General features: G+C 71.5%; 19 protein-coding genes. 9 read left to right on the plus strand and 10 right to left on the minus strand.

Annotated elements, in window-relative coordinates:
- The 3 genes from ACFVXE_RS22210 to ACFVXE_RS22220 form a co-directional block, all read right to left on the minus strand.
- Positions 1-1,524: DEAD/DEAH box helicase (locus ACFVXE_RS22210; RefSeq protein ID WP_389673372.1), on the minus strand; the 1,524-nt coding region annotated here is incomplete at its 3' end.
- A 240-nt stretch (positions 1,525-1,764) separates the two neighbouring features.
- Positions 1,765-1,968, minus strand: a complete 204-nt coding sequence (locus ACFVXE_RS22215; RefSeq protein ID WP_003969786.1) for a cold-shock protein — start codon at positions 1,966-1,968, stop codon at positions 1,765-1,767.
- Between the two features lie 317 nt (positions 1,969-2,285).
- Positions 2,286-2,756, minus strand: coding sequence for a pyridoxamine 5'-phosphate oxidase family protein (locus tag ACFVXE_RS22220; protein WP_389673373.1), 471 nt, complete (start codon positions 2,754-2,756; stop codon positions 2,286-2,288).
- Between the two features lie 160 nt (positions 2,757-2,916).
- Between ACFVXE_RS22220 and ACFVXE_RS22225 the strand changes: the two genes are divergently transcribed.
- Complete coding sequence (locus tag ACFVXE_RS22225; RefSeq protein ID WP_389673374.1) at positions 2,917-3,231, plus strand: hypothetical protein; 315 nt, start codon at positions 2,917-2,919, stop codon at positions 3,229-3,231.
- On the opposite strand, the gene ACFVXE_RS22230 is transcribed toward ACFVXE_RS22225, so the two are convergent.
- Both ACFVXE_RS22230 and ACFVXE_RS22235 read right to left on the minus strand, forming a co-directional pair.
- Positions 3,212-3,778: a HutD family protein gene (locus tag ACFVXE_RS22230; protein WP_389673376.1), complete on the minus strand. Its 567-nt coding sequence runs from the start codon at positions 3,776-3,778 to the stop codon at positions 3,212-3,214. The two genes, ACFVXE_RS22225 and ACFVXE_RS22230, sit on opposite strands and share 20 nt — an antisense overlap.
- Positions 3,775-4,494 (minus strand): vWA domain-containing protein, encoded by a 720-nt coding sequence (locus tag ACFVXE_RS22235; protein ID WP_389673378.1) that lies wholly within the window; start codon positions 4,492-4,494, stop codon positions 3,775-3,777. Before ACFVXE_RS22235 ends, ACFVXE_RS22230 begins: the two co-directional genes overlap by 4 nt.
- Positions 4,495-4,677: 183 nt before the next feature.
- Here ACFVXE_RS22235 and ACFVXE_RS22240 point away from each other — a divergent pair, with 183 nt between their 5' ends.
- Positions 4,678-5,610 carry a rhomboid family intramembrane serine protease gene (locus ACFVXE_RS22240; RefSeq protein ID WP_389673379.1) on the plus strand — a complete coding sequence of 311 codons (933 nt, stop codon included), beginning with the start codon at positions 4,678-4,680 and terminating at the stop codon, positions 5,608-5,610.
- Between the two features lie 184 nt (positions 5,611-5,794).
- Here ACFVXE_RS22240 and ACFVXE_RS22245 read toward each other — a convergent pair whose 3' ends face one another.
- The 3 genes from ACFVXE_RS22245 to ACFVXE_RS22255 form a co-directional block, all read right to left on the minus strand.
- The gene (locus ACFVXE_RS22245) at positions 5,795-7,255 is read right to left on the minus strand and encodes a glutamate synthase subunit beta (protein ID WP_389673380.1); all 1,461 of its coding nucleotides are present in this window, start codon (positions 7,253-7,255) and stop codon (positions 5,795-5,797) included.
- On the minus strand, positions 7,248-11,807 hold the full coding sequence (gene gltB / locus ACFVXE_RS22250) for a glutamate synthase large subunit (protein ID WP_389673381.1): 4,560 nt from the start codon (positions 11,805-11,807) through the stop codon (positions 7,248-7,250). Before gltB ends, ACFVXE_RS22245 begins: the two co-directional genes overlap by 8 nt.
- Positions 11,808-12,336: 529 nt before the next feature.
- Complete coding sequence (locus ACFVXE_RS22255; protein WP_389673383.1) at positions 12,337-13,071, minus strand: VIT1/CCC1 transporter family protein; 735 nt, start codon at positions 13,069-13,071, stop codon at positions 12,337-12,339.
- Positions 13,072-13,334: 263 nt separating this feature from the next.
- Here ACFVXE_RS22255 and ACFVXE_RS22260 point away from each other — a divergent pair, with 263 nt between their 5' ends.
- Genes ACFVXE_RS22260 through ACFVXE_RS22290 form a run of 7 tightly spaced genes read left to right on the plus strand, consistent with a single transcriptional unit; the run spans position 13,335 to position 21,229 of the window.
- Positions 13,335-14,564: an ADP-ribosylglycohydrolase family protein gene (locus tag ACFVXE_RS22260; RefSeq protein WP_389673385.1), complete on the plus strand. Its 1,230-nt coding sequence runs from the start codon at positions 13,335-13,337 to the stop codon at positions 14,562-14,564.
- A complete protein-coding gene (locus tag ACFVXE_RS22265; RefSeq protein WP_389673387.1) occupies positions 14,561-15,826 on the plus strand; it encodes an ADP-ribosylglycohydrolase family protein in 1,266 nt (421 codons plus the stop codon). The genes ACFVXE_RS22260 and ACFVXE_RS22265 overlap by 4 nt, the downstream gene beginning before the upstream one ends.
- Entirely contained in the window at positions 15,762-16,955 is a 1,194-nt protein-coding gene (locus ACFVXE_RS22270; RefSeq protein ID WP_389673389.1) for an ADP-ribosylglycohydrolase family protein, read from the plus strand. Before ACFVXE_RS22265 ends, ACFVXE_RS22270 begins: the two co-directional genes overlap by 65 nt.
- On the plus strand, positions 16,952-18,340 hold the full coding sequence (locus tag ACFVXE_RS22275; protein ID WP_389673390.1) for an ADP-ribosylglycohydrolase family protein: 1,389 nt from the start codon (positions 16,952-16,954) through the stop codon (positions 18,338-18,340). Before ACFVXE_RS22270 ends, ACFVXE_RS22275 begins: the two co-directional genes overlap by 4 nt.
- Positions 18,337-19,221 carry a ribokinase gene (rbsK, locus tag ACFVXE_RS22280; RefSeq protein WP_389673392.1) on the plus strand — a complete coding sequence of 295 codons (885 nt, stop codon included), beginning with the start codon at positions 18,337-18,339 and terminating at the stop codon, positions 19,219-19,221. The genes ACFVXE_RS22275 and rbsK overlap by 4 nt, the downstream gene beginning before the upstream one ends.
- On the plus strand, positions 19,218-20,417 hold the full coding sequence (locus ACFVXE_RS22285) for a CaiB/BaiF CoA transferase family protein (RefSeq protein ID WP_389673394.1): 1,200 nt from the start codon (positions 19,218-19,220) through the stop codon (positions 20,415-20,417). Before rbsK ends, ACFVXE_RS22285 begins: the two co-directional genes overlap by 4 nt.
- Entirely contained in the window at positions 20,414-21,229 is an 816-nt protein-coding gene (locus ACFVXE_RS22290; RefSeq protein WP_389673396.1) for an HpcH/HpaI aldolase/citrate lyase family protein, read from the plus strand. Before ACFVXE_RS22285 ends, ACFVXE_RS22290 begins: the two co-directional genes overlap by 4 nt.
- Before the next feature lie 115 nt (positions 21,230-21,344).
- Here ACFVXE_RS22290 and lgt read toward each other — a convergent pair whose 3' ends face one another.
- Positions 21,345-22,343 carry a prolipoprotein diacylglyceryl transferase gene (gene lgt / locus ACFVXE_RS22295; protein ID WP_389673398.1) on the minus strand — a complete coding sequence of 333 codons (999 nt, stop codon included), beginning with the start codon at positions 22,341-22,343 and terminating at the stop codon, positions 21,345-21,347.
- Between the two features lie 122 nt (positions 22,344-22,465).
- Positions 22,466-23,293 carry a DsbA family protein gene (locus ACFVXE_RS22300; RefSeq protein ID WP_389673400.1) on the minus strand — a complete coding sequence of 276 codons (828 nt, stop codon included), beginning with the start codon at positions 23,291-23,293 and terminating at the stop codon, positions 22,466-22,468.
- Positions 23,294-23,339 lie beyond the last annotated feature (46 nt).

The following is a 23,339-nucleotide window of genomic DNA, read 5'->3' on the forward strand; positions in this document are numbered from 1 at the left end:
GCCCGCCCGCGCCTCGCCGCCGCCCTGCGCCGCGCCGGCGCCGCCACGACGTCCCCGGCCCCGGCTGCCCGAGCGGAACGCGCCGCCGCCGGCCGCCCCGCCGCCGCTGCCGGCCGACCGCGTGCGCGGCTTCGGCTGGGTCGGCTGGGGGACCTCGACGACGACCGCGACACCGGAAGGCTCGCGGGCCCCGGTGATCCGGACGAGTTCCTCGTCGCTGGAGGTGATCCGGGTGGTCCGCGGGGCGATCCCCGCATCCGCCATCAGCCGGGTCATCTCGCGCTTCTCCTCCGGCAGTACCAGCGTGACGACGCTGCCGGACTCCCCGGCGCGCGCCGTGCGCCCGCCGCGGTGGAGGTAGTCCTTGTGGTCCGTCGGCGGATCCACGTTCACGACCAGGTCGAGGTCGTCGACGTGAATGCCGCGCGCCGCCACGTTCGTCGCGACCAGCGCGGTGACCTGTCCGTTCTTGAACTGGTCGAGCGTCCGGTTGCGCTGCGGCTGGGACCGGCCGCCGTGCAGCGCGGCAGCCCGTACCCCGCTGGCCAGCAGCCGCTTGGCGAAGCGGTCGGCGGCGCGCTTGGTGTCCACGAACATGATCACCCGGCCCTCGCGGGCGGCGATCCGGGTGGCGACGGCCTTCTTGTCGGTCTCGTCGGCCACGTGCAGCACGTGGTGCTCCATCGTGGTGACGGCGCCCGCGGACGGGTCGACCGAGTGCACGACCGGGTCGGTGAGGAACATCTTGACCAGCCGGTCGATGTTCTTGTCCAGGGTCGCGGAGAACAGCATCCGCTGCCCGTCCGGCTCGACCTGCTTGAGCAGCGCGACGACCTGCGGCATGAAGCCCATGTCGGCCATCTGGTCGGCCTCGTCGAGGACCGTGATGGAGACCTGGTCGAGACGGGCGTCGCCGCGCTCGATGAGGTCCTTGAGCCGTCCCGGTGTGGCGACGACGACCTCGGCACCGCGGCGCAGCGTGCCGGCCTGCTTGCTGATCGACATGCCGCCGACGACGGTGGCGAGGCGCAGGTTCACGGACGTCGCGTACGGCGTCAGCGCGTCGGTGACCTGCTGGGCGAGCTCCCGGGTCGGGACCAGGACGAGTGCCAGCGGGGCGTGCGGCTCGGAGCGGCGTCCGGCGGTGCGGGCGAGCAGCGCGAGGCCGAAGGCCAGGGTCTTGCCGGAGCCGGTGCGGCCGCGGCCGAGGATGTCCCGGCCGGCGAGCGAGTTCGGCAGGGTGGCGCCCTGGATCGGGAACGGGTCGGTGACGCCCTGCGCGGCAAGGGTTTTCAGCAGGGCTGCGGGCATGTCCAGCTCGGCGAACGCCTCGACGGCGGGCAGTGCGGGGGTCATGGTTTCGGGCAGGGCGAACTCACCCTGCGGCGGCGTGGCCCTGCGACGGGGCGACGCCTTGCCGGATCCCTTGCCGGAACCCTTGGCGGTTGCCTGTGCCGGGGCCGTGCCGCGCCCCCTCGACGGGCGAGTGCGGGCGGGTCGGTCCTGGCGTTCGGAGCGGGTCATACGGAATTGCCCTCCTGGGGATTCCTGGGAACTACTTGGGACTGCTGGGGACTGCGGGGGACTTCACGGAGCCCGCATACCGGCCGGTGACTCCGGCGAACCTGCGCGAATTCCGGTCGGCGCCTTCATGGGCACACGTGTGCGCGTGCGACTTCTCGCGTGCACTTCCCCGGGACAGCACAAGCCGGGGCCCGCACCTTCACGGTGCGGGCCCCGGCTGCGAGGTACGCGTCGCGGCAATTAGGCCGGGACGATGTTCTCCGCCTGCGGGCCCTTCTGGCCCTGCGTGACGTCGAAGGAGACCTTCTGACCCTCCTGGAGCTCACGGAAGCCCGAGGTGGCGATGTTGGAGTAGTGGGCGAAGACGTCGGCGCCGCCGCCGTCCTGCTCGATGAAGCCGAAGCCCTTTTCCGAGTTGAACCACTTCACGGTTCCAGTAGCCATGTCATTCTCCTAAAAGAGGTGCAGTGCCGGAAATCCGCACTTTACGAATTCCAAGTCGCCGCATTGAGCCCCATCCGGAGAAAGCCGGAAAACAATAATGCGCCTGAGGAAGCATTCCCGTCAGGCGCACATAAAGTTCATGGGTACCAAAACTGCAACCGGACCACCGTAGCACGTCCTGCCGACCAGTGGTGGATCTTGTCGCGCCGCGGGTCGGTGGATCGGCCCGAAACCCTTGGAGGGACTGGTTCGGAGCCGTTCGACACTCGTCGGCATCAGTCCGCCGACCGGGGCGCCGCGAGGGTGCGCGCCCCCTTTCAGCGCCGGATCGTGCGCAGCGCCCGGCCCGGGCGCCAGACCTGTACGACCAGCTTGTCGTCCTCCACCCCCGTACTGACCACCTCCGTCAGTTCGGCGCGGAACAGGTGGAACGGCTCCGGCGGCTTCGCCTCGGCGACGAAGCGGCCCAGGATCTCGGGGTCGGTCACCTCCACCGCGCGGCCGGCGACCCGTACGTCGGCGTACGCCATCTTGTCGTCCGGCCCCGGGTTGGCATGCATCGCGAACCGCGGATCACGCAGCAGGTCCAGCGCCTTGCGCGAGTTCGGCATCATGCCGAGCAACAGCTCACCGAAGCGGAAATCCGCCTCCAGGCCGGTCACACGCGGCGATCCGTCCTTGCGGAGAGTGGCCAGGATGTGGTGCTTGTACTGCCCGAAACGGGCCTGGACGGTCTCGGCGAAGCCCGGCTCGGCCGACTGGAACTCTGCCCATGAATGCGTGGTCATGGGTCCATCGAAGCGCGGAAACCGGACATCTTCTGTCGGGTTTTACGGGCTGTCACTCGTTCGGATGCCGTCCCGTCATGATCGTGGTGTGCTGTACGAGGCACATGGCCGTCACCGTGGCGGCGGGGGGCCTGATCCCGCGACCCGAGGTGATTTGACGATGGCCGTCTTCGTGCATGCCACTCTGCCGGGAGTGACGGCGGAGCAGTACGACGCTCTCGACAAGGAGCTCCGCGCGCTGCCCGGCGACCACTTCGACGGCTGCCTCTCGCGCGTCTGCGCGGCGACCGAATCGGGCGTGGAGCTCTTCGACCTGTGGGAGTCGCCCGAGGCCGTGGAGAAGTTCGGCAGGGTGATGCTGCCGGTGGCCGGGAGGCTGGGCCTGCCCATGACGTCCGGACCGCCGCGGACCGTGGAGACCCACAGCCACTGGATACCCGGTGTCCGGCCGCGGACTACCGGCCGGACACGGTGACCACCAGTGCGTAGCCCTGGGTCCTGAGCACGACGGGCGCCGCGCCGTCCTCCACCAGCACCGCGTCGTAGCAGTCGAGTCCGGTGTCCTGGCCCTCGACGGCCGCGCCGTCCTCCAGCGCCACGGCGAGGACCGCGCCGCCCTGCGGTGCCCGCAGCCGTAGGGTGCCGCGTACCACCGCGGTCTCCGCCGCGGTGCGTTCCCTGCGGTACATCACGTTGAGGTTCACCACGGGGCCGCCGAGGAGCCGGCCGTCCGTCTCCAGGTCCCCGGGGAAGTCGTGGGGCCAGTACGGTTCGTCGACGATGTGGTGCTCGCCGCCCACCATCAGGTCCATGCCGGCGCCCTCGACCACGGTCAGCGTGCGGTCGACCCCGGGGAACGAGGAGAACGGCCCGTCCGCCGTCACGTCGGCGAGGCTGACACGCCAGTCGAAGGCGTCCAGCGGGGCGCCCTCGGGCGACGCGGCGATCTCCCGGGTGACTCCCCCGCCGTTCTTCCAGGGCACGGCCGTCCGGCCGGCCGCCCTCAGTACTCGGTACGTCATGCGACGATCCCTTCCGCCCGTGCGGCCGCGAGCCAGAGCGGGAACTCGGCGACGAGCCGGTCGTACAGCTCGCTGTCCGGTACCTGCCGCGGGTCGGGTCCGGCGTGGAAGAAGCCCGCGTTGTCGACGGGGCGCTGTGCGGGGACGGCGAGCTCGTCGAGCTTGCGCAGGAAGTCGAACTGCGAGCTGCGTCTGTCGCCGAAGCCGATGAACTGCCAGAACAGCGGCAGTTTCGCCGCCTTGCAGAGATAGCGTTCGGCCGCCGGTTTGCTGACCGGACCGCCGTCGGTCTGGAAGACGACGAGCGCGGGCGCGGTCGAGCCGCTGTCGATGTAGTGGTCGATGACCGCGTCCATGGCCAGGTGGTAGCTGGTCCGGCCCATGTGTCCGAGTCCGGCGACGATCTCGTCGACGCGCCCGCGGTGGTTGTCGAGGGCTATGTCGGTGACGGCGTCGATGTCCGTGGAGAAGAACACGACCGGCACCCGCCCGTCGTCGTCGAAATGGGCCGAGAGACCGAGTACCCGGTCGGCGAGTGCCTGGACACTGCCGTCCTCGTAGTACTCCTTCATGGATCCGGAGTAGTCGAGCACGAGATAGACGGCCGCACGTTCCCCGCTCAGCCGGTGCTTGTGCAGACTGGCTCCGGCGCTCCTGTACAGGCTGACGAGCGCGGGCGCCGTCTGCTCGACCTTGCGGAGACTGATGCCGGCCATGCGGGACTCCGTTCCTGACGGCGGAGTCACGAGGTTACGGCACCGTGCCGGGCCGGCCGCGGCGTCGGTGACGCACCCGGCGGGCGCCGCCACCCGGCCGCTGCCTCCCGGGCGGGATTCGCTATGTTGATCGCCGCCGCCCCACCGGCCGCTCGCCACCGTCCCCCCGTGAAGGAGCCGGCCATGGAGGCCTCCGTCACCACGTGCTACCGCCACCCGTCGTACGAGACGTATGTGCGCTGCACCCGCTGCGACCGCTACATCTGCCCGGACTGCATGCGTGAGGCCGCGGTCGGCCACCACTGCGTGGAGTGCGTGAAGGAGGGGCAGCGCTCGGTCCGGCAGGCCCGCACGGTCTTCGGCGGTTCGGTGCCTCGGACGGCGGTGCCCCTGATGACGTATGTGCTGATGGGGCTGAACATCCTGGCGTACCTGGGCGAGTTGGTCCGGCCCGGGATCGTCGACCGGTTCGGGATGCTCGGCGCGGGTCTGGTCGGCCCCCATGGCGGCCAGTACATGTACGAGAGCGGGAACATAGCCGGGTTCCATGCGATCGGTGTGGTGGACGGCGAGTGGTACCGGTTGCTGACCGGGGCGTTCCTCCATCTCCCTCCGGGCGACGCGTCGTTCGGGGCGCTGCCGTTCGGGATGGTGCACATCCTCTTCAACATGTACGGGCTGTGGAATCTGGGCCGGGTCGTCGAGGCGCAGCTCGGGCGCGTGCGCTACCTCGCCCTGTACCTGCTGTCCGCGCTCGGCGGTTCGGTGCTGGTGTATCTGATCGCCCCGGACGTCCTGACGATCGGAGCCTCGGGGGCGGTCTTCGGTCTCGCGGGGGCGTTCTACGTCATCAACCGGCGGCTCGGCCGGGACATGCAGGCGGTCAACCGGTTCCTGGCCGGTTTCCTCGTCTGGATGCTGATCTCCGCGTGGTTCACCTCGTGGCAGGGGCACCTGGGCGGGCTCCTGACGGGCGCCGTCGTGATGGCCGCGCTCGCGTACGCGCCGGCGAAGCGCCGTACCGCCGTACAGATCGCCGGGTGCGCGGTGCTGTTCGTGGTGCTGGTCGCGCTGGTGGTCCTCAAGACCTCGCAGCTGACCGGCGGTGCGGCCTGAGCGTTCCGCCGGTCCGGCGGGGCGGCTGGTCCACCGCGCGGGACAGCCTCCGCGGGGACGGTGCGCACCGTCCCGGGACGCGCCACGGCGCCTGCCGAATCGTCCGGTCGGGGACGGGCAGGCGCCGCGTTCAGTTCCGTACGCCGTTGTACGGGACGTCTGTTGGGGTGGTGCTGTGCGCTCCTCAGACCATCAGGGAACGGTCCGTGGGACGGATCGGGGCCGGCAGTGCGCTGGTCCCGGTCAGGAAGCGGTCCACGCCGCGTGCCGCGGAGCGGCCCTCGGCGATGGCCCACACGATGAGGGACTGGCCGCGGCCCGCGTCACCGGCGACGAACACGCCGCCGACGTTGGTGGCGTAGTCCGCGTCGCGTGCCACGTTGCCGCGCCCGTCGAGCTCCAGGCCGAACTGCTGGACCAGGCCGTTGGCCTGGTCGGTGCCGGTGAAGCCCATGGCGAGGGTGACGAGCTGGGCGGGGATCCGCCGCTCGGTGCCGGCCTTCTGCTCCAGCTTGCCGTCCTTGAACTCCACCTCGACCAGGTGCAGGGCCTGGACGTTGCCGTCCTCGTCGCCCTCGAAGTGGGTGGTGGAGACGGAGTAGACCCGTTCGCCGCCCTCCTCGTGCGCGGAGGTGACCTTGTAGAGCATCGGGAAGGTCGGCCAGGGCTGGTTGGCGTTCCGCTCCTCGCCCGGCTTCGGCATGATCTCCAGCTGGGTGACGGAGGCCGCGCCCTGCCGGTGGGCGGTGCCGACGCAGTCGGCGCCGGTGTCGCCGCCGCCGATGACGACGACGTGCTTGCCCTCGGCGCTGATCGGGGAGACCGTGAGGTCGCCCTCCTGCACCTTGTTGGCGAGCGGCAGGTACTCCATCGCGAAGTGCACGCCGTTCAGCTCACGGCCCGGGACGGGCAGGTCGCGGGAGACGGTGGCACCGGCGGCGATGACGACCGCGTCGTACCGGCGGCGGAGCTTGGCGGCGTCGATGTCCTTGCCGACCTCCGTCTCGGTGCGGAACTTGGTGCCTTCCGCGCGCATCTGCTCGATGCGGCGGTTGATGTGCGACTTCTCCATCTTGAACTCGGGGATGCCGTACCGGAGAAGGCCTCCGATGCGGTCCGCCCGCTCGTAGACGACGACCGTGTGGCCGGCCCGGGTCAGCTGCTGGGCGGCGGCGAGGCCCGCCGGGCCCGAGCCGATGACCGCGACCGTCTTGCCGGAGAGCCGCTCGGGCGGCTGCGGGGTGACGTCGCCGCTGTCCCACGCCTTGTCGATGATCGAGACTTCGACGTTCTTGATGGTGACGGCCGGCTGGTTGATGCCGAGCACGCACGCCGACTCGCAGGGAGCCGGGCACAGCCGCCCGGTGAACTCCGGGAAGTTGTTCGTGGCGTGCAGGCGCTCGGACGCGGCCGTCCAGTCCTCGCGGTAGGCGTAGTCGTTCCACTCGGGGATGAGGTTCCCGAGCGGGCAGCCGTTGTGGCAGAAGGGGATGCCGCAGTCCATGCAGCGGCCGGCCTGCTTGCTGATGACCGGGAGCAGCGAGCCCGGAACGTAGACCTCGTTCCAGTCCTTGACGCGCTCGCCGACGGGGCGGGTCTTGGCGACCTCGCGCCCGGTGGTCAGGAAGCCCTTGGGGTCAGCCATTGGTCGCCGCCTCCATCATCTTCTCGGTGGTCTCCTGCTCGGAGAGACCGGCGAGCTCAGCGGCGTCCTTGGCGGCGAGCACTGCCTTGTAGGTGGACGGGATGATCTTGCTGAAGCGGGTCACCGCGGTGTCCCACTCGGCAAGCAGCTTCTCGGCGACGGTGGAGCCCGTCTCCTCCTGGTGGCGGCGCACGACGTCGTGCAGCCACTGCTTGTCGCTGTCGGAGAGCGTCTCGACCGCGCCGAGGTTCCCGATGTTGACGTTGTCGCGGTTCAGGTCGATGACGTACGCGACGCCGCCCGACATACCGGCGGCGAAGTTGCGTCCGGTCTCGCCGAGTACGACGGCGTGGCCGCCGGTCATGTACTCGCAGCCGTGGTCGCCCACGCCTTCCGAGACGACCGTCGCACCGGAGTTGCGGACGCAGAACCGCTCACCGGTGCGGCCGCGCAGGAACAGCTCGCCGCCGGTGGCGCCGTAGCCGATGGTGTTGCCCGCGATGGTCGAGTACTCGGCGAGGTGGTCGGCGCCGCGGTCCGGGCGGACGACGATGCGGCCGCCGGAGAGGCCCTTGCCGACGTAGTCGTTGGCGTCGCCCTCCAGGCGCAGCGTCACACCGTTCGGCAGGAAGGCACCGAAGGACTGGCCCGCGGAACCGGTGAAGGTGATGTCGATGGTGTCCTGCGGCAGTCCCGCGCCGCCGAACTTCTTCGTCACCTCGTGACCCAGCATGGTGCCGGCGGTCCGGTTGATGTTCCGGATCGCGATCTGGGCCCGGACCGGCTGGGCGGACTCGGCGCTGTCCGCCTTCAGGGCGTCGGCGGCGAGCTTGATCAGCTCGTTGTCGAGCGCCTTGGCGAGGCCGTGGTCCTGCTCGGCCCGCTGGTGACGGACCGCGCCCTCGGGCAGCTCCGGGACGTAGAACAGGGGCTGCAGGTCGAGGCCCTGCGCCTTCCAGTGCGTGACCGCACGGTCGGTGTCCAGCAGCTCGGCGTGGCCGACGGCCTCCTCGATGGTGCGGAAGCCGAGCTCGGCGAGGAGCTCGCGGACCTCCTGCGCGATGAACTCGAAGAAGTTGACGACGTACTCGGCCTTGCCGGAGAACCGGTCACGCAGGACCGGGTTCTGGGTGGCGATGCCGACCGGGCAGGTGTCGAGGTGACAGACGCGCATCATGACGCAGCCGGAGACGACGAGCGGCGCGGTCGCGAAACCGAACTCCTCGGCGCCGAGCAGCGCGGCGATGACGACGTCGCGGCCGGTCTTCAGCTGGCCGTCGGTCTGCACGACGATGCGGTCGCGCAGACCGTTGAGCAGCAGGGTCTGCTGGGTCTCGGCGAGGCCGAGCTCCCAGGGGCCGCCCGCGTGCTTCAGCGAGGTGAGCGGGGAGGCGCCCGTTCCGCCGTCGTGGCCGGAGATCAGGACGACGTCCGCGTGTGCCTTGGAGACACCCGCGGCGACCGTTCCGACGCCGACCTCGGAGACCAGCTTCACGTGGATGCGGGCCGCCGGGTTGGCGTTCTTGAGGTCGTGGATCAGCTGAGCCAGGTCCTCGATGGAGTAGATGTCGTGGTGCGGCGGCGGGGAGATCAGGCCGACACCCGGGGTGGAGTGCCGGGTCTTGGCGACCCACGGGTAGACCTTGTGGCCGGGCAGCTGGCCGCCCTCGCCGGGCTTGGCGCCCTGCGCCATCTTGATCTGGATGTCGTCCGCGTTGACCAGGTACTCGCTGGTCACACCGAAGCGGCCGGAGGCGACCTGCTTGATGGCGGAGCGGCGTGCCGGGTCGTAGAGACGGTCGGCGTCCTCGCCGCCCTCACCGGTGTTGGACTTGCCGCCCAGCTGGTTCATGGCGATGGCGAGGGTCTCGTGCGCCTCGCGGGAGATCGAGCCGTACGACATGGCACCGGTGGAGAACCGCTTGACGATGTCGGCGACGGACTCGACCTCGTCGACCGGGATCGACTCGCGGTCCGACTTGAAGCCGAACAGGCCGCGGAGCGTCATCAGGCGCTCGGACTGCTCGTTCACCCGGTCCGTGTACTTCTTGAAGATGTCGTACCGGCGGTTGCGGGTGGCGTGCTGGAGGCGGAAGACCGTCTCCGGGTCGAACAGGTGCGGTTCACCCTCGCGGCGCCACTGGTACTCGCCGCCGATCTCCAGCGCGCGGTGCGACGCGGAGATGCCGGAGGCCGGGTACGCCTTGGTGTGCCGGGCGGCGACCTCCTTGGCGACGACGTCGAGTCCGGCGCCGCCGATCTTGGTGGCGGTGCCGTTGAAGTACTTCGAGACGAAGGTCTCGTCCAGGCCGACGGCCTCGAAGACCTGGGCGCCGCGGTAGGAGGCGACGGTGGAGATGCCCATCTTGGACATGACCTTCAGGACGCCCTTGCCCAGCGCGTAGATCAGGTTCCGGATGGCCTGCTCGGCCTCGATGCCCTCGATGAACGTGCCGGCGCGGACCAGGTCCTCGACGGACTCCATCGCCAGGTACGGATTGACCGCGGCGGCGCCGTAGCCGATCAGCAGCGCGACGTGGTGGACCTCGCGGACGTCCCCGGCCTCGACCAGCAGACCCACCTGGGTGCGCTGCTTGGTGCGGATGAGGTGGTGGTGGACGGCCGAGGTGAGCAGCAGCGAGGGGATCGGCGCGTGCTCGGCGTCGGAGTGCCGGTCGGACAGGACGATCAGGCGGGCGCCGTCCTCTATGGCGGCGTCGACCTCGGTACAGATCTGCTCGATGCGGGCGGCGAGGGCGTCGCCGCCGCCGCTGACCCGGTAGAGGCCGGAGAGCGTGGCGGCCTTCATGCCCGGCATGTCGCCGTCGGCATTGATGTGTATCAGCTTGGCCAGCTCGTCGTTGTCGATCACCGGGAACGGCAGCGTGACGCTGCGGCACGACGCGGCGGTCGGCTCCAGCAGGTTGCCCTGCGGGCCGAGCGAGGAGCGCAGCGAGGTGACGAGCTCCTCGCGGATGGCGTCCAGCGGCGGGTTGGTGACCTGCGCGAACAGCTGGGTGAAGTAGTCGAAGAGCAGCCGGGGGCGCTCGGACAGCGCGGCGATCGGCGAGTCCGTGCCCATGGAGCCGAGCGGCTCGCCGGCGGTGCGGGCCATCGGCGCGAGGATGACGCGGAGCTCTTCCTCGGTGTAGCCGAAGGTCTGCTGGCGACGGGTGACGGAGGCGTGCGTGTGCACGATGTGCTCGCGCTCGGGGAGATCCTCCAGCTCGATCTCGCCGGTCTCCAGCCACTCCTGGTACGGCTGCTCGGCGGCGAGGCCCGCCTTGATCTCGTCGTCCTCGATGATGCGGCCCTCGGCGGTGTCGACGAGGAACATCTTGCCGGGCTGGAGGCGGCCCTTGCGGACGACCTTCGCGGGGGCGATGTCCAGGACACCGACCTCGGAGGAGAGGACGACGAGGCCGTCGTCGGTGACCCAGTAGCGGCCCGGACGCAGACCGTTGCGGTCGAGGACCGCGCCGACCTGGGTGCCGTCGGTGAAGGTGACGCAGGCCGGACCGTCCCAGGGCTCCATCATCGTGGAGTGGTACTGGTAGAAGGCGCGGCGGGCCGGGTCCATGGAGTCGTGGTTCTCCCACGCCTCGGGGACCATCATCAGCACCGAGTGCGGCAGCGAGCGGCCGCCGAGGTGGAGCAGCTCCAGGACCTCGTCGAAGGAGGCCGAGTCGGAGGCGTCCGGGGTGCAGACGGGGAAGATCCGGTCGAGCTGCTCGCCGCCGAAGAGGCTGGACGCGAGCTGGGACTCGCGGGCCTTCATCCAGTTGCGGTTGCCCTTGACCGTGTTGATCTCGCCGTTGTGCGCGACGAAGCGGTACGGGTGTGCGAGCGGCCAGCTCGGGAAGGTGTTCGTGGAGAAGCGCGAGTGGACCAGCGCGACGGTGGTGGCGAAGCGGCGGTCGGAGAGGTCCGGGAAGAACGGCTCCAGCTGCCCGGTGGTGAGCATGCCCTTGTAGACGATCGTGCGGGCGGAGAGCGAGGGGAAGTACACCCCGGCCTCGCGCTCGGCGCGCTTGCGCAGCACGAAGGCCTTGCGGTCCAGGACGATGCCGGCGCTCTCGCCGTCCGCGACGAAGAGCTGGCGGAACTCGGGCATGGTGGCGCGGGCGCCGTTGCCGAGGAAGTCGGGGGTGACCGGGACGTCGCGCCAGCCGAGGACCTTGAGGTTCTCCTCGGCCGCGATCTTCTCGAGCTTCTGGACGGCCTCGGTGGAGCCGTCCGCGGGCAGGAAGGCGATGCCTACGGCGTAGGCGCCGGCCTCGGGGAGGTCGAAGGGGACCTCTTCACGCAGGAAGGCGTCAGGGACCTGGAGCAGTATTCCGGCGCCGTCGCCGGAGTCGGGCTCGGATCCGGTGGCGCCGCGGTGTTCAAGATTGCGCAGAACGGTGAGCGCCTGCTCGACCAGCTCATGGCTGGCCACACCGGTCAGAGTGGCCACGAACCCGACGCCGCAGGCGTCGTGCTCGTTACGGGGGTCGTACATCCCCTGCTGGGCGGGGCGACCGTCCATGGGCGACCAGGCGTCGGAACGCATCGGCTCTCCCGTCGTCGTCGTGGCATATGCAGTGCCGAGGGACGACGTTGGCCCTCTGCGAAATTTCATGCAGGTTACATAATGGGGCGCTTCTCAGGAAGCGGATAGATCGTTCCAACATGCGGACACCGCTCGTGGAGCGATGGAGGTCTGGGTCGCAGTCGGAAGATCGGCGCCCGGGGGGACCGCAGAGAGCAGGCGTCGTTGCCTGCGGTGTCTACGGCTCATGCCCGGCGGAAAAGCAATCGAAACCGCCGAGTAATGGCTACTTATGTGTAGCGCTGTATAGCGACTCATTTTACGTGCGCGCAGCGGTTCCGCCCAGAGGCAGCGACCAAGACGTACGTCACACGGATGGCGCACATGTTACGGGCGCGGTCCACCCGGGGCGCGGCGGACGCAGGGCCCTGTCACGCACGGGGTCGGCCGCGCCGGCCCTCGTGACGGCGCAGAACACCGGGCCGGGCGTTCCGGGACCCGCTCGAACCCGGCGATCCCGCTGAACCCGGCATGATCCGAACGGCGGGCCCTAACCCCCGACCGCCACGCCGAACAGCGTGCCCAGCCCGTAGGTGATCGCGGCCGCCGCCCCACCGAGCACCAGCTGCCGCAGCCCGCTGAACCACCAGCTGCGCGCCGTCACCCTGGCCACCACCGCGCCGCAGCCGAAGAGGCCGAACAGCGCCAGCAGTACCGCGGGCCACATGGCGCTCGCACCGAGCAGGTACGGAAGTACGGGCAGCAGCGCGCCCAGCGCGAAGGCGCCGAACGACGAGACTGCCGCGACGAGCGGCGACGGCAGGTCGCCGGGGTCGATGCCGAGTTCCTCGCGGGCGTGTATCTCCAGAGCCTGTTCGGGGTCGCGGGACAGCTGGCGGGCGACCTCGCGGGCGAGGCCGGCCTCGACACCGCGGGATTCGTAGAGCGCGGCGAGCTCCTCCATCTCGTCCGACGGGTGCTTGCGCAACTCGCGGCGTTCGACGTCGAGTTCCGCCTCGACGAGCTCGCGCTGCGAGGCGACGGAGGTGTACTCGCCGGCCGCCATGGAGAAGGCCCCGGCGGCCAGACCGGCCAGGCCGGTGATCACCAGAGTCTGCTGGGAGACCGCGCCGCCCGCGACGCCGGTCATCAGTGCCAGGTTGGACACCAGCCCGTCCATCGCGCCGAAGACCGCGGGGCGCAGCCAGCCGCCGTTCACATCACGGTGGGTGTGGTTGTCGCGGTGTGCCTCGTGCAGTACGGCGTCGGTCTCGATGATGGCCACAGCTCTCCCCTTCTCCACCAGCGGAAATCACTCGCTCCGCCCCCGCTGGACATCATCGAAAGTACCCACGAAAACAAGCCCCCGCCAGCAAGCCAGGCCGTACTTACCTGCCCTCTGACCAGGTAAGTACGGCCTGGCTTACGAGGGGATCCCCTTCATCCGAGTGGCCCTTTTGTTGTGATAATCGGCCTCTGTCGAGGCTCCGCGTGGCACAGATCGGACAGGGACGAGAACTGGCTCGGTACGAGCGAAGGGTCGACGCGATGGAGCTGATTGCAGGCAATCCGGCAGAGCCGCGGACGGGCGGCACAGGCGCGGGCACGAACGGGCCGGGTGCGGCTGGGCCGGCGAAGACGGTCGGGGACGACACGGACCGGCCCGACGCGGACCGCGCCCACCCCTCCGGACACCCCGACCGTGCCGACCGGGCCCGGGGCGCGCTCCTCGGTCTCGCGGTCGGCGACGCCCTGGGCGCTCCGGCCGAGAACATGCGGCCGTCCGAGATCCGCCGCCGCTGGGGCCGGATCGAGGGCTTCGTCAGCGACGACCCCGCGGGTACCGACGACACCGAGTACGCGATCTTCTCCGGCCTGCTGCTCGCCCGGCACGGTTCGGCGCTGACCGTCACGCACGTCGAGCGGGCCTGGCACCTGTGGATCGCCGACCTGGACGAGGGGCCGTTCCGTGGCGCCGGGTTCAGCGAGCGCGGCACGCTGGAGAACCTGCGACGGGGCCTCGCCGCCCCGATCTCCGCCCAGCACCGGCACGCCTGGAGCGACGGACTGGCGATGCGGGCGGCGCCGTTCGGCGTCTTCGCGGCGGGACGGCCCGCGGAGGCCGCCCGTCTGGTCGCGGTCGACGGGCGGGTCAGCCACGACGGGGAGGGCATCTACGGCGGCCAGGCGGTGGCGGCCGGGGTGGCCGCCGCGATGGTCGGCGCGGGGGTCGCGTCCGTGATCGCGGCGGCGCTGTCCGTCGTGCCGATGGACTCCTGGACGGCGCGATCGCTGCGGCGCGCGGTGACGGCCGCGCAGCGCACGCACCCCGACCGCCTCACCCGGGAACGCGCGGTCCGCTCCGCGGTGGTGATCGGCGGGTACCCGTGGACCGATCTGGCGCCGGAGGCGGTGGGGCTGGCGTTCGGTGCGTTCGCCGCGGCCCGTGGGGACTTCCGCACGGCGGTGCTGACAGCCGTCAACATGGGGCGCGACGCGGACACGACGGCGGCGGTGGCGGGCGCCCTGGCCGGCGCGGTGCACGGGGCGTCCGCGATCCCGCGGAACTGGGCCGAGGCGATCGGGCCGGTCCGCGGCAGTTGCCTGCCGTCCATGCGCGGTTATCACGTCCTGGACATCGCGGAACTGCTCACCCCGGACGAGACCGACGGGAGCGACGAGACCGTCGGGGTGGGCGGCGGACGGGCCGGTGGGCTCGGCCGTACGGGCGGGGGCGCGCGCGGCGGCACGGACGGAACGGGGGTGGTGGTGTCATGACCACTGCACGCGACACCCATAGCGGCTCCCGCCCGGCGCCCCTCGGCGCCCGGTCGCGGCCCGGTCGCCGCGCCCGGATCGAGGGGCTGCTGCTCGGGCTCGCCTCGGGGGACGCCGCCGGGTGGCCCGCCGCGCGCCACCGGGCGGCCCGGATGCCGGAGTGGACCCGGCGGCTCACCCGGGAGCTCGACACCTTCGCCGAGCAGAACGCCACCACCACCCTGCCCGTGCCGATCGCGCTCAACCAGCCGCCCGAACCGCTCCGGCTCGGGCCGTCGGACGACGCCGAATGGGCGGCGTTCGCCGCCGGGACGGTACTCGCCTCGGCGGCGGGCCAGTTGCACCGGCTCTCCCCCGAGCGCCGGATGCGGGCCGCCGTCGACATCGCCTGGAACGCGCTGGCCGCGGAGGTCGCGGCGGCTGCCGCGCGGGCACCGGAGGTCGAGTCGGCGGTCCTGCCGCTGCGTGCCCGCATCTCGGTGCGGGCCGGACTCGGCAATCTCGCCGCCGGACTGCGACCGCCGGCCACCGGCCACGACAATCCGCACTACTTCGACGACGCGGCCTGCGTCCGGGCCGCCGTGCTGGCGGTCGTCCACCCCGGCCGCCCCGGGGCGGCCGCCGAACTCGCCGAGTTCGATGCGCGCTACACCCAGGACGGCGACGGAGTGCACGGTGCCCGGGCGATGGCCGCCGCGATCGCGGAGGCGCTGGGCGGGGCGGACGTCGACACCGCGGTGAACGCCGCCCTCGCCCAGCTCCCCGACGGCACCGAGATCGCCCGCAATGCCGCCCATGCGGTCCGGATCGCCCGGGACTTCGTCGGCGAGGCAGCGGGCGCCTTCGCCCTCGTACCGGTGCTGGAGCATCAGATCGTCGACCACGTCTACAGCTACGGGATCGCCGCCGCCGAGACCATCCCGGTGGCCCTCGCCCTGACCACCGCGGCCCGCGGCGAGATCGCGCAGGCCGTTCCGGCGGCGGCGTGTCTGTCGCGGGTCGCGGACTCGGCGCCCGCCCTGGCCGGTGCGCTGACCGGCGCGCTCGGCGGCATCGGCTCCGTCCCGGACGGCTGGCGCGAGGCCTGCCGCACGCTCGCGGGGTGCGCGCTGCCCCGGCTCGCGGGCACCGATCTGATCGAACTCGCCGGGCTGCTCGCAGACACGGAACCGGACCCTTCGGGTGGACAATTCGGGCATGACGCCCACAACGCCCACGATGGTCACGTCGAACAGGCCACCCAGGACACTCGCCCTCGATGAACGGATCAGCGGTGCCCTCGTCGGCGCCGCGGTCGGCGACGCCCTCGGCGGTCCGGTCGAGGGCCGGCCCCCCGAGCAGATCGTCGAACGCCACGGCGGCCGGATCACCGGCATCGTCGGCCCGTGGGACGGCGACGACTGGCGCACCGCCCGCCCCATCGCCCCGTACCACAAGGGTGACGGACACGTCACCGACGACACCTTGATGACCCATGCGCTGGTGCGGGTGTACGACTCCGTACGGGACCACCTCGACGCGTACTCCGTCGCCGACCACCTCGTGCCGGAGCTGATCACGAACCCCCGCTGGATTCCGGAACTGGAGGCCGAGGCGCTGCCGTTGCAGCGGATCTTCCTCGCCGAGAAGTGGATCGTGGCCCGGCTGCACTACGGCCACGTCGATCCGCGCGAGGCGGGCTCCGGGAACATCGTGAACTGCGGCGCGGCGATGTACATGGCGCCGGTCGGCCTGGTCAACGCCGCGCATCCACGGGCCGCGTACGCCGAGGCGCTGGACGTCGCGGGCGCCCATCAGTCGTCGTACGGAAGGGAGGCGGCCGGAGTCTTCGCGGCGGCCGTCGCGGCCGCCTGCGCCCCGGACGCGACCCCCGCCACCGTGGTCGACGCCTGCCTGTCGCTCGCCAAGGACGGCACCCGGGCCGCCATCGAGGCGGTGTGCGAAGTGGCCGTCAGGCACCAGGACTTCGAGTCGGCGCTGGCACCGCTGCGTGCCGCGGTCGCCCCGTTCGACACCGTCGGCCCCGATTACCGGGCGCCGTCCCTCGGCGCCCGCCGGCCGTCCCGGCTGCACGCCATCGAGGAGCTGCCGGTCGCCCTCGGGATGCTGCTCGTCGCGGACGGCGACTACCGGCACGCGGTGCTGGGCTCGGTCAACTACGGCCGGGACTGCGATTCGATCGCCACGATGAGCGGCGCGCTCGCGGGCGCACTGCACGGCGAGACGGCGATCCCCGCCGGCTGGGTGAAAACGGTCGCCGAGGCCAGCCGTCTCGATCTGCACGCCCCGGCCCGGACGCTGACGGACGTCGCCCGCGAGGTGTTCGTACGGGACACCGCCCGGCGACGTGCGCACGAGACGGCGTTCGCGACGCTGGCGGGTACGCCATGACCGTACGGGTCACCTGGGTCCAGCCCGAGGACCTGGTCGGGCACGAACTGCGGCAGGCGGCCGAGGACGGCCGGGACGCACGGGACATCGGGCGCCGGTGGTACGCGGCGGGCGGTGCGCCCGCACCCGAGCGGGCCGGCGCGTCGGAGCACCCCGCGCCTCCCGCCCTGCGGGCGCTCGCCGAGCGCCTGCTCGACGAGCTCGCCGGGCTCACCGCACCGTCGGCCGCCGACGAGCCGACGGATCTGGCCTCGATCCGGGTGTCCTGTCCCCACTGGCCGACGCCCCGCACACACCCCCCATCGGTCGGTACGGACCGGTTGGAGGCGGCCTGGCTGGGGCGCGCCGCCGGCTGCCTGCTCGGCAAACCCGTCGAGAAGCTGCCCCTGGCGGGGATCCGCGCGCTGGCCCGCACCACCGGCAACTGGCCGCTCAGCACCTGGTTCACCGCCAGGGGGGTACCCGCCGAGCTCGCCGCCGCGTACCCCTGGAACCGTCGCTCCGCGGCCACCTCGCTCGCCGAGAACATCGACGGGATGCCGGAGGACGACGACCTCAACCACCCCCTCCTGACCGTGCTGCTGCTCCAGCGGTACGGACCGTCCTTCAGCACCGCCGATCTGGCCCGGCTCTGGCTCGACGAACTCCCGGCGGGCCGGACCTTCACCGCCGAGCGGGTCGCGTACCGCAATCTGCTCGACGGCATCGAGCCACCGGACACCGCCCGGCACCGCAACCCGTTCCGGGAGTGGATCGGCGCCGGGATCCGCGCCGACGTACACGGCTGGACCCATCCGGGCGACCCCGCGGCGGCGGCCGAGCAGGCGCACCGGGACGCGGTCCTCACCCACACCGGCAACGGGGTGTACGGGGCGATGTTCATCGCGGCGGCGCTCGCCGAGGCGGCGGGCGGCGAGGCCGACGTGCACGGCTGTCTGGCGGCCGGACTGCGCGTCGTGCCGCCCCGCTCCCGGTTCGCGCACGCCGTCCGCACCGGGATCGCCACGGCCCGCGACGAGCCGGACTTCGACACGGCCGTCGACCGGCTGCACGCCGCATTCGGCACGTACCACTGGGTGCACGCGCTGCCGAACGCCGCACTGCTCGCCGCCGCCCTCACCCACGCCGACGGCGACTTCTCCGGCTCCGTCTGCCGGGCGGTGTCGGGCGGCTGGGACACCGACTCCAACGGTGCGACCGCCGGTTCGCTGGCCGGTCTGCTGGCCGGCCGGCCCGACGCCCTGCCCGAGCGGTGGACCGCCCCGCTGAAGAACCGTCTCGCCACGTCCGTCGCCGGCTTCGACTCCATCGGCTTCGACGCACTCGCCGAACAGACCCACCGGCTCGTCCCCCGGCTCACCCACGAGGAGGCACTCCGCCCATGACCGGCATCGCGGTGCTCGGCAGCACCAACATGGACCTTGTCACATACGTCGCACGGGCTCCGGAGCTCGGGGAGACCGTCACCGGAAGAGAGTTCCGCACCGTCCCCGGCGGCAAGGGCGCCAACCAGGCCGTCGCCGCCGCCCGGGCCGGCGGCGACGTCATGATGATCGGTGCGGTCGGCGACGACGAGTACGGCGCCGAACTGCGGGCCGGACTGGAGCACGCGGGCGTCGACACCGACCTGCTGCACACCGTCGAGGGCCCCAGCGGCACCGCGCACATCGTCGTCGACGACACGGGCGGCAACGCGATCGTGGTGATCCCGGGCGCCAACGGCACCATCACCTCCATCGGCCCCGGCGAGGTCGCCGCCATCGCAGGCGCCGATCTGCTGCTCCTTCAGCTGGAGCTGCCGCTGTCCGCGGTGGTCGCCGGGGCGCAGGCGGCCCGCGCCCACGGTGTACGGACGATCCTCACCCCGTCCCCCGTGCAGGAGCTGCCACCCGAACTCCTCGCGGTGGTGGACGTGCTGGTACCCAACGAGCACGAGGCCGCCGCGCTCTCCGGCTGTTCCGAGCCGCACGCGGCGGCGGAGGTGCTGCTCCACCGGGTCCCCGAGGTCGTGATCACGCTGGGCGCGAAGGGCTGCCTGTACGCGGCCCGGGACGCCGAGGCCGTACTCTTTCCCGCCCCCGAGGTCGAAGCCGTCGACACCACCGGCGCCGGGGACACCTTCGTCGGCGCCCTCTCCGTGGCGTTCGGCGAGGGACGGCCCGTACCGGAGGCGTTGGCCTGGGCGTCGTCGGCCGCCGCGCTCTGCGTGCAGCGGCCCGGCGCCTCGACGTCCATGCCGTACCGCAGCGAGATCGACGGCGCATGACCGAGCCCACGGAGACACCCCTCTCCGGTCTGCGGGTCCTGGACCTCGCCACGCTCTTCGCGGGCCCTCTCGCGGCCACCCTGCTCGGCGACTTCGGCGCCGAGGTGATCAAGGTCGAGCATCCGAGCAAACCCGACCCGTCGCGCGGGCACGGCCCGGCGAAGGACGGCATCGGCCTGTGGTGGAAACTGCTCGGCCGCAACAAGCGCAATCTCACCCTCGACCTCTCCAGTCCGGGCGGCCGCGACGTCCTGCTCCGGCTGGCCGCCTCCACCGACGTGGTCATCGAGAACTTCCGGCCGGGGACGCTGGAACGGTGGGGCATCGGCTGGGAGGAGCTGCGCGCCGTCAACCCACGGCTGGTACTCACCCGGGTCACCGCCTTCGGCCAGTTCGGTCCGTACGCGCACCGTCCCGGTTTCGGCACCCTCGCCGAGGCGATGAGCGGGTTCGCCGCGATCACCGGGGAACCGGACGGGCCGCCGACACTGCCGCCGTTCGGGCTCGCCGACTCGATCGCGGCGCTGGCCACCGCGTACGCCGTGATGGCAGCCCTGGCCGGACGGGACCGCACCGGGGAGGGGCAGGTCATCGACATGGCGATCATCGAGCCGATCCTGACCGTGCTCGGCCCGCAGCCGCTCTGGTACGACCAGCTCGGATACGTGCAGGAGCGCACCGGCAACCGTTCGCGCAACAACGCCCCGCGCAACACGTACCGCACGTCGGACGGCCAGTGGGTCGCCGTCTCCACGTCCGCCCAGTCCATCGCCGAACGGGTGATGCGTCTGGTCGGCCGCGCGGAGCTGATCGACGAACCGTGGTTCACGTCCGGCGCCACCCGCGCCGAACACTCCGACGAGCTCGACGAGGCGGTCGGCCACTGGATCGCCCGGCACACCCGCGACGAGGCGATCAGCGTCTTCGAGAAGGCGGAGGCGGCCATCGCTCCCATCCATGACATCCAGGACGTGATGGAGGACCCGCAGTACCGGGCCCTGGACTCCGTCACCGAGGTCCCGGACCCGGAGCTGGGTCCGCTGCGGATGCAGAACGTCCTCTTCCGGCTCTCCCGGACGCCCGGCGCGATCCGCTGGGCCGGACGTCCGCACGGCGCGGACACCGACGAGATCCTGACCGGGCTCGGCCTGACGGGAGCGGAGATCGCCGCGCTCCGGGCGGAGCGCGTACTGTGACCGCGGCGGTGCCCCTGACCTGGCTGTACGTCCCCGGGGACCGGCCTGAGGTGGTGCGCAAGGCGCGTGATTCCGGCGCCGACGTGGTGATCGTCGACCTGGAGGACGCGGTCGCACCTGACCGGAAGGAGTACGCGCGGTCCGCCACCGCCGAACTGCTCGCCGAACCGGTCGGGGAGACGGACGCCGTACCGGTGCACGTCCGGGTCCACACCGAGGCCGACGTACTGGCCCTGGCCGGGCTGCCGGGCCTGGCCGAGCTGCGGCTGCCGAAGATCACGCACGCCGCGACCGTCCACCACATCGCGGCGCTGGCCCCGGGTGTCGCGCTCTGTCCGCTGCTGGAATCGGCGCTCGGCATCGAGCACGCGTACACGGTCGCGGCCTCTCATCCGCAGGTACGCTCCATCGCCCTCGGTGAAGCGGATCTACGGGCCGATCTGGGAGTGCGGGACGACGCGGGCCTGGACTGGTCGCGCAGCCGGGTGGTGGTCGCCGCACGCGCCGCCGGTCTCGTACCGCCGGCCCAGTCGGTGTTCCCCGACGTCCGGGACCTGGACGGGCTGTGGCAGTCCTGCGGGCACGGGCGGACGCTGGGGTTCGTCGGCCGGGCGGCGATCCACCCCCGGCAGCTGCCGGTCATCGAAAGGGCGTTCCTGCCCGCCGCCGAGGAGATCGACGCGGCGCAGGAGATCGTCGAGGCGGCGCTCACGGACCAGGGGGCGCTGGCGCTGCCGGACGGCCGCTTCGTGGACGCGGCGGTGGTGGCGGCGGCCCGGCGGACCCTGGCACTGGCCGACCGGGTGCGGTGAGGGAGTGGGCCCGCCGGAGGGGCAGGGGCGCCACGGAGGCCGGCCGGAGACGGAGCGAGGGGCCCGGAGAACGCTGCTGCGTGGTCCGGGCCCCTCGTGCGGGCTCTTGTCGGCATCAGCCGTTCGCGGCCGCCTCCGCGGTGCCGTTCTTCTCCGTCGCCCGTGCGTCGCCGACGGGCTCCCCGTCATGGTCCGCGTCGGCATCCTCGGTGACCGGCTCCGCGTCCGCGTCCGCCTCGGCGTCACCGGCAGCTTCCGCATCCGGCGCCGCGTCCTGGGCGCCTTCGGCGGACTTTGCGGTGTCGTCCGGCTCGACGATCTCCTCACGCCCCGGCCGCACCTTCGCCGAGATGATGAAGTACGTCACCGCCAGCACGAACATGATGAGCGCGGTCCACACGTTCAGGCGCAGGCCCAGGATGTGGTGCGCCTCGTCGACCCGCATGTACTCGATCCAGGCGCGGCCCGAGCAGTACGCCGCGACGTACAGCGCGAACGCCCGTCCGTGTCCGAGCTTGAACCGGCGGTCCGCCCAGATCACCAGCAGGGCGACGCCCACGCACCACAGCGACTCGTACAGGAACGTGGGGTGGTACGTGCCGGCGACCCGGTTGGGGGCCTCGCTGATCTTCAGGGCCCACGGCAGATCCGTCGGCCTGCCGTACAGCTCCTGGTTGAACCAGTTGCCCCAGCGGCCGAACGCCTGGGCGATGGCGATACCGGGTGCGAGCGCGTCGGCCCAGGCGGGCAGCGGGATCCCGCGACGGCGGCAGCCGATCCAGGCCCCGACCGCGCCGAGCGCGATCGCACCCCAGATACCGAGGCCGCCCTGCCAGATCTTGAAGGCGTCGACCCAGTTCTCACCCTCGCTGAAGTACAGCTCGTAGTCGGTGATGACGTGGTAGAGCCGGCCACCGACGAGACCGAAGGGCACGGCCCAGACGGCGATGTCGGCCACCGTCCCGGCTCTGCCGCCCCGGGCGATCCAGCGCTTGTTGCCGAACCAGACGGCGACAAACACACCGATGATGATGCAGAACGCGTAGCCGCGAAGCGGGATCGGGCCGAGATTGATCACGCCGGTCGACGGGCTGGGAATGTAGGCAAGGTCCATGGCAGGGTCGACGCTACCCTGCCGGGCGGGAGGTGCGGCAATCCGCCCGACAACGTCTGGGTAACGAGCCGGTCGTCGATTCCCCACTCCGGTGAGCCCGCCGGCAGCGTCCGCGGGGCAGCTCAGGAAGCGGACGGGGACGGGGTGACCTTCCCCGGCTGCTTGCCCTTGTTCGCCTCGGCGACCCACTTCTTCAGGTTCGCCGCGGTGATCGGTTCGCTCCCCTTCTTCGGGAAGATCGACTCACCGTTGAGGAGCGCGGTCGGCGTGCCCTGGAATCCGCCGTTCTGGAAGGCGGTGTTGGATTTCTTGACCCAGGTGTCGTGTGTGCCGTCCTTCACACAGCTGCGGAAGGCGGGCGTGTCCAGGCCCGGGACCTTGCCCCCCAGCTCGATCAGCTTGCTGCTCTGCCCGAAGGCGTCATCGGTCTCCTGCGGCTGGTTGCGGTACAGGATGTCGTGGTACGCGGAGAACTTGCCGGCGTCCTGGGCACAGGCGGCGGCGTTGGCCGCGTCCAGTGATCCACTGCCCCCGAGGTTGCCGTCGATGAGCGTGACCAGGTGGTACTCGACCTTCAGCTGTCCGCTGTTCTGCAGCCCGTGAATCGTGTCCCGGAACGCGTTCTCGAACTGGGCGCAGACCGGGCAGCGGAAGTCCTCCCAGATCGTGAGCGTGGACGGTGCGTCATCGGCGCCCACCCGGATGGCCAGGCTGTCCTTGCCGGTGGCCCCCGACGGTGCGACGGCGGGTCCCGAGCCGCTCGCCTTGTTGCCCTTGCCGCCCGAATTCGCGGCGATCACGCCGACGACGGCAGCCAGACCCAGCACACCGACCACGGCCGCCGAGACGATCATCGTGCGGCGACGGCGCTCACGCGCCCTCTCCTGCTCGCGCTGCTGGACGAGCCGGTCGCGCGCGGCCCTTTTTCCCTCTTCGTTCTTCTCGCTCACACCCGCAGCAACGAACCGGGGAGGCACCTGCGTGCCTCCCCGGTCC

Source organism: Streptomyces sp. NPDC058231, assembly GCF_042882275.1.
Lineage (GTDB): Bacteria > Actinomycetota > Actinomycetes > Streptomycetales > Streptomycetaceae > Streptomyces.

What these genes read in the sequence shown, in the direction of transcription:
- ACFVXE_RS22220 (WP_389673373.1), bottom strand. Translation starts at nt 2,756, where the DNA reads ATGACCACGCATTCATGGGCAGAGTTCCAGTCGGCCGAGCCGGGCTTC.
- lgt (WP_389673398.1), bottom strand. Translation starts at nt 22,343, where the DNA reads ATGGACCTTGCCTACATTCCCAGCCCGTCGACCGGCGTGATCAATCTC.
- ACFVXE_RS22245 (WP_389673380.1), bottom strand. Translation starts at nt 7,255, where the DNA reads ATGGCTGACCCCAAGGGCTTCCTGACCACCGGGCGCGAGGTCGCCAAG.
- ACFVXE_RS22260 (WP_389673385.1), top strand. Translation starts at nt 13,335, where the DNA reads ATGGAGCTGATTGCAGGCAATCCGGCAGAGCCGCGGACGGGCGGCACA.
- gltB (WP_389673381.1), bottom strand. Translation starts at nt 11,807, where the DNA reads ATGCGTTCCGACGCCTGGTCGCCCATGGACGGTCGCCCCGCCCAGCAG.
- ACFVXE_RS22225 (WP_389673374.1), top strand. Translation starts at nt 2,917, where the DNA reads ATGGCCGTCTTCGTGCATGCCACTCTGCCGGGAGTGACGGCGGAGCAG.
- ACFVXE_RS22235 (WP_389673378.1), bottom strand. Translation starts at nt 4,494, where the DNA reads ATGGCCGGCATCAGTCTCCGCAAGGTCGAGCAGACGGCGCCCGCGCTC.
- ACFVXE_RS22275 (WP_389673390.1), top strand. Translation starts at nt 16,952, where the DNA reads ATGACCGTACGGGTCACCTGGGTCCAGCCCGAGGACCTGGTCGGGCAC.
- ACFVXE_RS22240 (WP_389673379.1), top strand. Translation starts at nt 4,678, where the DNA reads ATGGAGGCCTCCGTCACCACGTGCTACCGCCACCCGTCGTACGAGACG.
- ACFVXE_RS22270 (WP_389673389.1), top strand. Translation starts at nt 15,762, where the DNA reads ATGACGCCCACAACGCCCACGATGGTCACGTCGAACAGGCCACCCAGG.
- ACFVXE_RS22265 (WP_389673387.1), top strand. Translation starts at nt 14,561, where the DNA reads ATGACCACTGCACGCGACACCCATAGCGGCTCCCGCCCGGCGCCCCTC.
- ACFVXE_RS22285 (WP_389673394.1), top strand. Translation starts at nt 19,218, where the DNA reads ATGACCGAGCCCACGGAGACACCCCTCTCCGGTCTGCGGGTCCTGGAC.
- rbsK (WP_389673392.1), top strand. Translation starts at nt 18,337, where the DNA reads ATGACCGGCATCGCGGTGCTCGGCAGCACCAACATGGACCTTGTCACA.
- ACFVXE_RS22230 (WP_389673376.1), bottom strand. Translation starts at nt 3,778, where the DNA reads ATGACGTACCGAGTACTGAGGGCGGCCGGCCGGACGGCCGTGCCCTGG.
- ACFVXE_RS22215 (WP_003969786.1), bottom strand. Translation starts at nt 1,968, where the DNA reads ATGGCTACTGGAACCGTGAAGTGGTTCAACTCGGAAAAGGGCTTCGGC.